The organism is Tabrizicola sp., assembly GCF_036781545.1.
In the GTDB taxonomy this organism is placed as follows: Bacteria; Pseudomonadota; Alphaproteobacteria; order Rhodobacterales; family Rhodobacteraceae; genus Tabrizicola.
On sequence record NZ_DAIQAT010000167.1, the window covers coordinates 1 to 7,608 of the forward strand.

The 7,608-nt window shown below is 66.2% G+C and carries 5 protein-coding genes and 2 pseudogenes; 3 read left to right on the top strand and 4 right to left on the bottom strand.

The features are described 5' to 3' along the window. Positions 1–1,012: pseudogene (locus tag V7Q39_RS17690) on the bottom strand (preprotein translocase subunit SecA); the annotation flags it as partial. Positions 1,013–1,193: 181 nt separating this feature from the next. Here V7Q39_RS17690 and V7Q39_RS17695 point away from each other — a divergent pair. The 3 genes from V7Q39_RS17695 (at position 1,194) to V7Q39_RS17705 (ending at position 3,917) form a co-directional block, all read left to right on the top strand. Continuing rightward, positions 1,194–2,036, top strand: coding sequence for a peptidylprolyl isomerase (locus V7Q39_RS17695; protein ID WP_333817941.1), 843 nt, complete (start codon positions 1,194–1,196; stop codon positions 2,034–2,036). Between the two features lie 114 nt (positions 2,037–2,150). Next, on the top strand, positions 2,151–3,440 hold the full coding sequence (gene argJ / locus V7Q39_RS17700; RefSeq protein WP_443082542.1) for a bifunctional glutamate N-acetyltransferase/amino-acid acetyltransferase ArgJ: 1,290 nt from the start codon (positions 2,151–2,153) through the stop codon (positions 3,438–3,440). 78 nt (positions 3,441–3,518) lie between these two features. Next, a complete protein-coding gene (locus V7Q39_RS17705; RefSeq protein ID WP_333817943.1) occupies positions 3,519–3,917 on the top strand; it encodes a (deoxy)nucleoside triphosphate pyrophosphohydrolase in 399 nt (132 codons plus the stop codon). A gap of 197 nt (positions 3,918–4,114) precedes the next feature. Here V7Q39_RS17705 and infB read toward each other — a convergent pair whose 3' ends face one another. The 3 genes and pseudogenes from infB to V7Q39_RS17720 all read right to left on the bottom strand — a co-directional run. Continuing rightward, complete coding sequence (gene infB, locus V7Q39_RS17710; RefSeq protein WP_333817944.1) at positions 4,115–6,703, bottom strand: translation initiation factor IF-2; 2,589 nt, start codon at positions 6,701–6,703, stop codon at positions 4,115–4,117. After that, positions 6,700–7,344: an RNA-binding protein gene (locus V7Q39_RS17715; protein ID WP_333817945.1), complete on the bottom strand. Its 645-nt coding sequence runs from the start codon at positions 7,342–7,344 to the stop codon at positions 6,700–6,702. The genes infB and V7Q39_RS17715 overlap by 4 nt, the downstream gene beginning before the upstream one ends. A 22-nt stretch (positions 7,345–7,366) precedes the next feature. After that, a pseudogene (locus V7Q39_RS17720) lies at positions 7,367–7,608 on the bottom strand (transcription termination factor NusA); the annotation flags it as partial.

Below are 7,608 nucleotides of genomic sequence, written 5' to 3' on the forward strand. Positions count from 1 at the left end.
GCCCCTTCATCATCCGCCCGGTGAATTCGTCGATCAGCATCACCTCGCCGTCGCGAACGATGTATTGCTGGTCCTTGAAGAACAGCTTGTGCGCCCGCAGCGCCTGGTTGACGTGGTGCACGATGGACGTGCTTTCCGCCGCATAAAGGTTCTGCCCCTCGGGCAGGATGCCCGCCTCGCGCAGCAGCCCCTCGATGGCATCGTTGCCCTCTTCCGTCAGGGTCACGCCGCGGGTCTTCTCGTCCACCGCATAATGCTCCGGCTGCAGATGCGGGATCACCGCGTCCACCGCCGTGTACAGCGGGCTGCGATCCTGGCTCGGCCCCGAGATGATAAGCGGCGTCCGCGCCTCGTCGATCAGGATCGAGTCCACCTCGTCCACGATGGCGAAATAATGCCCCCGCTGCGCCATTTCCTCCAGCGAGGCCTTCATGTTGTCACGCAGATAGTCGAAGCCCAGCTCGTTGTTCGTCGCATAGGTGATGTCGGCGCGGTAGGCCGCGATCTTCTCGTCATCCGGCTGATGCGAGTAGACGACGCCCGTGGTCATCCCCAGCGCCGCATAGACCTTGCCCATCCATTCCGCGTCGCGCTTGGCCAGATAGTCGTTCACCGTAACGACATGCACGCCCTTGCCGGTCAGCGCGTTCAGATAGGCGGCAAAGGTCGCCACAAGCGTCTTGCCCTCGCCCGTCTTCATTTCCGAAATATTGCCCTGGTGCAGGAACATTCCGCCCTTCAGCTGCACGTCGAAGGCGCGCAGGCCCAGCGCCCGCCGCGCACCTTCGCGACAGTTGGCAAAAGCCTCGGGCAGGATCGCATCCAGGCTCTCGCCGCCTTCCTGCACCCGCTTCTGGAACTCGCGCGTCTTGGCGATGATGCCTTCATCTGTCAGCGCCTGGAATTCCGGCTCCAGCGCGTTGATCTGCGCCACGATCGGACGGACGGACTTTACCTTGCGGTCGTTCGGCGTCCCGAACACCTTCCGCGCAAGCGATCCCATTCCCAGCATGTTCTCTCCGAGGCTTCTGACAGCTTCGTGTGGCCCTTTGACTTGCCCGACCCGGCCACCTTCCATAGAAGGGCCTGTGTATGACCGGACGGCCCCGTTCCACGCGACTGTCGCGATGTAAGGGGGAAGGCCGGGATAGTCAACGCAGGGGGCGGATCGCCCCGATCAGGAGTAGGTGAAAATGATGAAACGTTCAGGCTTCTGGTCGGTTCTGGCGCTGGCCGCCGTCCTGTCGGGCCCCGCACTCGCCGAGGGCGAGACCGCCGATACCGTGGTGGCCACCGTCAACGGCGCCCCGATCACGCTGGGCCAGATGGTCGCGATGAAAGAATCCCTGCCGCCGCAGTACCAGTCGCTGCCCGACGACGTGCTCTTCAAGGGCATCTACGACCAGCTGATCCAGCAGGAAGTCCTGGCGCAATCGGTCAAGGAGCTCGGCCCCCGCGCCATCGCCACGATGGAGAACGACAAGCGCGGCTTCGTCTCGGGCCTCGCCATCGACGCCATCGTCAAGGAGGCCGTCACCGACGCGGCGCTGCAGAAGGCCTATGACGACCGCTTCAAGGACGCCAAGCCCCAGACCGAATACAACGCGGCCCATATCCTGGTCGCGACCGAGGAAGAGGCGAACAAGCTGAAGGAAGAACTGGCCGGCGGCGCCGATTTCGCCGAGCTTGCCAAGGCGCATTCCACCGACACCGGCTCGGGCGCCAATGGCGGCGATCTCGGCTGGTTCGGCCTGGGCATGATGGTCAAGCCCTTCGAAGAGGCCGTGGTCGGCGCGAAGGTCGGCGAGGTGACCGGCCCGGTGAAGACCGATTTCGGCTATCATCTGATCCTGGTGAAGGAAACCCGCGTCGCCGAGAAGCCCACGCTGGACCAGATGCGCGACGAGCTTGCGCAAGAGGTCGAGAATGCGGCAATCACTGCGAAGATCGACGAGCTGACCAAGGGCGCCACCGTCACCCGCGAGGGCGAGGCGCTGGATCCGGCGATCCTGAAAAACTCGGCGCTGATCGACTGACGGCACCGGCAAAGGGGGCGTGACATGGCAAAAACCGACTGGAAGGCCGAAGCGAAGGCGCTGAAGAAGAAGGTCCGCAAGCTGAGGGACGGCCTGACCGCCGCCGCGGGGCCGATGGCCGAGGCGGTGTCCGAGGCCGTGGGCGATGTCGTCGCGGCGGCGAAGAAGGCGCTGAAGCCGGTCTCGCCGCTGGCCCCCGCTGCCTTCCCCGCGCTGCCCGCAATCAAGGGCGCCGAATTCGCCGCGGTCGAGGCCGGCGTCCGCTACCAGAACCGCAAGGACGTGATGCTCGTCCGTCTCGCCCCCGGCACAACCATGGCCGGGGTCTTCACCCGCTCCTCGACCCGGTCGGGATGCGTCCGCGACTGCCAGACCAAGCTGGCAACGAAGGTGCCCGAAGGCGCGGGGGCGGCGATCATCGTGAACTCCGGCAATTCCAACGCCTTCACCGGCAAGCTGGGGGACGAGGCCGTCGCCGCCGTCACCGGCGCGGTGGCTTCGGCGCTGGGGGTCCCGGCCGCCCGTGTCTTTTCCTCCTCGACCGGCGTCATTGGCGAACCCCTGCCGTTCGAGAAGATCACCGCCAAGGTCCCCGATCTGGTCGCCGCGCTGAAGGAAGACGCGGTGGAAATGGCCGCGCAGGCGATCATGACCACCGACACCTTCCCGAAAGGCGCTGCCGCCACCGTGCAAGGCGAGGGCGGAGCGATCCACATTTCCGGCATCGCCAAGGGCTCGGGGATGATCGCACCCGACATGGCGACGATGCTGGTCTACATCTTCACCGACGCCAAGATCGGCGCGAACCAGTTGCAGAAGGTGCTCGCGCGCAACGTCGATGCGACGTTCAACTCGATCACCGTCGACAGCGACACCTCCACCTCCGACACGCTGCTTGTCGCCGCGACCGGCCAGTCGAAGGCCGCCGAGCTGAAGGGCCCGGCGCTGAAGGCCTTCGAGACCGCGCTTGCAGGGGTGATGCGCGATCTGGCGCTGCAGGTGGTGCGCGACGGTGAGGGCGCGACCAAGCTGGTCGAGGTCCGCGTCACCGGCGCCGCCTCCGACGAGGACGCGGCCAAGGTCGCCTTCGCCATCGCCAATTCGCCGCTGGTGAAGACCGCCGTGGCCGGGCAGGACCCGAACTGGGGCCGCATCGTCGCGGCCATCGGCAAGTCCGGCGCCGTGGCAGAGCGCGACAAGCTGACCATCCGCTTCGGTGATATCCTGGTGGCAAGGGACGGCTGGCGGAACCCCGACTACAAGGAAGAGGACGGCGCGGCCTACATGCAGGGGCAGGAACTTGTCTTCGCCGTCGACCTCGGGCTTGGCCGCGCAAAACGTAGTGTCTGGACCTGCGACCTGACCTCCCGCTACGTCGAGATCAACGCCGACTACCGCTCCTGAGCTTCCTCTTGGCGAAAATACTCCACGGAGGTCCGGGGGTGTGAACCCCTGGGGCTTCCACCCGCGAAAGACCGTAGAATGAAGATTGTTCTCGTCTCCGCCGTCGCCCTGATCGACCCCGACGGCCGCGTCCTCCTGGCCCAGCGCCCCGAGGGCAAGTCGCTGGCTGGCCTCTGGGAATTCCCCGGCGGCAAGGTCGAACCCGGCGAGACACCCGAAGTCGCGCTGATCCGCGAGCTGAAGGAAGAGCTGGACATCGACACCTGGACCAGCTGCCTCGCGCCCCTCACCTTCGCCAGCCATACCTATGACGACTTCCACCTTCTGATGCCGCTCTACGCCTGCCGCCGCTGGCAGGGCACCGTCCGCGCGACCGAGGGGCAAAAGCTTGCATGGGTCAAGCCGAACGCCCTGCGCGACTATCCGATGCCCCCCGCCGACCTGCCGCTGATCCCGATCCTGCGCGACTGGCTCTGATCCGCCGCTCGTCGAAGCCCTTCGGGCACTCCTCGCTTCCCCCCGCGAGGAGAAGCCGAAGGCGAACGACGAGCCGCCCCAGAAGCAAAACGCCGGACCCGAAGGCCCGGCGCATTTCTTAAGATTTCCTGAACGTCCGCAGCCAACCCTTTGAAAAGACTGGCCTCGAAAAGCTGCCCGCGCGCGGGCAGCCCGGATCACTCCAGCGTGCGCTGCACTTCCTCGCGCTCGAAGATCTCGATGACGTCGTTCTGACGGATGTCCTCGTAGTTCTCGAAGGCCATCCCGCATTCCTGGCCCGAGATGACTTCCTTCACCTCGTCCTTGAAGCGTTTCAGAGTCTTCAGCGTGCCCTCGTGGATCACCACGTTGTCGCGCAGCAGGCGGACGCCCGCCGAGCGGCGCGCGACCCCTTCGGTAACGAGGCAACCCGCCACCTTGCCGACGCCCGAGACCTTGAAGACCTCCAGGATCTTCGCATAGCCGATGAAATGCTCGCGCACCTCGGCTTTGAGAAGACCCGACGCGGCGGCTTTGATATCGTCCACCAGGTCGTAGATGATCGAGTAGTAGCGGATCTCCACGCCCTTCTGCGTCGCCGAAGCCCGTGCGGTCGCATTGGCCCGCACGTTGAAGCCGATGATCGGGGCCTTGGAGGCCTCGGCCAGCGCGACGTCGGTATCGGTGATCGCCCCCACGCCGGAATGCAGCACGCGGACGCGGACCTCCTCGTTGCCGATCTTCTCCATCGCCTGGACGATGGCCTCGGCAGAACCCTGCACGTCGGCCTTGATCAGGATCGGCAGCTCGGCGACCGACTGGTCGGCCTTGGCCTTGGCCATCAGCTGTTCCAGCGTGGTCGCGGCCCCGGCAGCGGCGCGCTTGTCCTTGGCGGTCTTGATCCGGTAGTCCGCGATCTCGCGCGCCTGGGCTTCGGTCTCGACCACGTTCAGCGTGTCGCCTGCCGAAGGCGTACCGCTGAGGCCCAGCACCTCGACCGGAACCGAGGGGCCCGCCTCGGTGATGGTCTCGCCCTTGTCGTTGATCAGCGCGCGGACCTTGCCCCATTGTTCGCCGACGACGAAGATGTCGCCTTTGTGCAGGGTGCCGTTCTGCACCAGCACCGTCGCGACAGGGCCACGACCCACATCCAGCTTGGCTTCGATCACCGCACCCGACGCCGCCCGGTTCGGGTTGGCGCGCAGTTCCAGAACCTCGGCCTGGAGCGCGATGGCCTCAAGCAGGTCGTCAAGACCCAGGCCGGTCTTGGCCGAGACCTCGACATCCTGCACGTCGCCGGACATCGCCTCGACCACCACCTCGTGCTGGAGGAGGTCGGTGCGGACCTTGGTCGGGTTCGCCTCGTGCTTGTCGATCTTGTTGATCGCCACGATCATCGGCACCTTGGCGGCCTTGGCGTGGTTGATCGCCTCGACCGTCTGCGGCATCACGGCATCATCCGCCGCGACCACCAGAACCACGATATCCGTCACCTGTGCCCCGCGCGAGCGCATGGAGGTGAAGGCCGCGTGGCCGGGCGTGTCGAGGAAGGTGATGACCTGCCCATTCGGTGTCTTCACCTGGTAGGCGCCGATGTGCTGGGTGATCCCGCCGGCTTCGCCGGTGGCTACGCTGGTCTTGCGGATCGCGTCCAGAAGCGAGGTCTTGCCGTGGTCGACGTGACCCATGATCGTGACGATCGCGGGACGCGGGGTCAGGCTTTCGTCGGAGTCCTTGACGGTATCGATGACCTGTTCGACGTCGGCATCCGACACGCGGACGGCCTTGTGGCCGAATTCCTCGATCACCAGTTCGGCGGTGTCGGCGTCGATGGCCTGGTTCATCGTGACCATCATGCCCATCTTCATCAGGCTCTTCACGACGTCTGCAGCGCGTTCGGCCATCCGGTTGGCCAGTTCGCTGACCACGATGGTTTCCGGCAGCTGCACGTCGCGCACCTGCTTTTCAGCCTTCTGGCCCAGCCCCAGCGCCTTGGCGCGGGCTTTTTCCTGCTTGCGCTTCATCGCGGCAAGGCTGCGCTGACGGCCACCCTCGCCAGACATCGCGTCCGACAGGGTCAGCTTGCCCGACCGGCGGCCTTCGTCGCCTGCACCACGTTTAGCGCCACGGTCGGACCGGTCGTCCTTTTCGCGATCAGTCTTGCGGGGCGTCGGCAGGCCGGGCTTGGCCGAAGCGGGGCCGCGGGCGTCTTCGGTCGCAGCCGGAGCAGCCGGTGCGTTGCGGTCGGCCGGTTTGGCCGCGGCCGGAGGCGGCGTGGCAGACCGGGCACGGGTGCCGAGCACATCGGCCTTGCGGGCTTCGGCCGCCGCGATCTTGGCGGCGGCTTCCGCCTTGGCGGCGCGCTCGTCTTCCTCGGCCTTCAGGCGGAGGGCCTCGGCACGTTCGCGATCCTCGCGCTCTTTCGCCTCGATCTCGGCGCGGCGAAGGGCGCGGTCTTCTTCCCGCACACGGTCCTCTTCGGCGCGGCGCGCGGCGTCTTCCGCCTCGCGCGCCTTGGCGGCGCGAAGGGCGGTCAGACGGCGTTCCATTTCGGCATCGGAGATGCCTGCGGGCCGCTTCGACGGATCACCGTAGTTCGTGGGCGCAGCCGATTGGCCCGCGCCGGGCGTACCGGGCTTCGGGGCGGCGGTGGGCACCACCACGCGCTTGCGTTTGGTTTCGACCACGACGCTCTTGGTCCGGCCATGGCTGAAGCTTTGCTTCACCTGTCCGGAACGGGGGGCGCCCCCAAGGCCAAGAGGTTTCTTGCCGTCAGTATCGCTCATGCGTTCTTCGTATCCTTCATGGCGGTCTCGCCGCCGTCATCCCCGCCGGTCTGCCCACGCAGCCCAGCGAGTTTTGCCGCTTCCTCTACAACACGGGACCTGAGTCCACCAGCGGCAAGCGCGGCGTGTATCGCACGTTCGCGCCCGAATGCCAAACCGATTTCCCCAGCCGAAAGGCAGCCAATGAAGCCGTTTGCGCCATCCGGCGCGTGCAGCTTCGTCTTGCCCCGTTCCGACCCGTCGCTGGCCTGGATCAGCGTCACCGCAGTCCCCTTGACCAGCCAGTCCTTCACCTTCTCGTAGCCGGTGACAGCGTCCCCGGCCTTGCGCGCCATCGACAGCAGTTCGATCACCCGCCGGGCGATCAGAGTCTCGACCAGATCGGCCAGACCCTCCGGCACCTTCACCGGCTGGCGGGCCGCGCGGGAGAAGAGGTTCTTCTTCGCCGCCCGGTCGAGCGCCGCACGGTCCGCCGAGACATACATCCCCCGGCCGGGCAGCTTGCCCAGGATATCAGGGGCGATCTGCCCGTCAGGACCCAGGCAAAAGCGGATCAGCCCCGCCTTCGGCTGGCTTTCCCCGGTCGCAATGCATTTGCGTTCCGGTTCGTCCCTTTCCTTTTCCCGGCCGCCGCGCGTCAACGCGTGTCCCCGAGGCCTGAAATCAGGCCTCGGCCTCCTCGTCGTCGGCAACCTCTTCCTCGGGTTGCTCCAATTCGGTCGGGTCGACCCAGCCCAGCATGACGCGCGCGGTCATGATCAGGGTCTGCGCTTCCTCAAGCGACATGTCGAATTTCTCGAGCACGCCCTCGTCCTTCTTGCGCTGGCCGTTTTCCGTGGTCCAGCCGCCCGCCAGTTCCCAGTCGGCGCAGGTGGCGAAGTCTTCCAGCGTCTTGATGCCGTCCT

Excerpts from the sequence above, each read along its gene's own strand:
- infB (WP_333817944.1), bottom strand. The coding sequence starts at position 6,703 with ATGAGCGATACTGACGGCAAGAAACCTCTTGGCCTTGGGGGCGCCCCC.
- V7Q39_RS17705 (WP_333817943.1), top strand. The coding sequence starts at position 3,519 with ATGAAGATTGTTCTCGTCTCCGCCGTCGCCCTGATCGACCCCGACGGC.
- V7Q39_RS17695 (WP_333817941.1), top strand. The coding sequence starts at position 1,194 with ATGATGAAACGTTCAGGCTTCTGGTCGGTTCTGGCGCTGGCCGCCGTC.
- argJ (WP_443082542.1), top strand. The coding sequence starts at position 2,151 with ATGGCCGAGGCGGTGTCCGAGGCCGTGGGCGATGTCGTCGCGGCGGCG.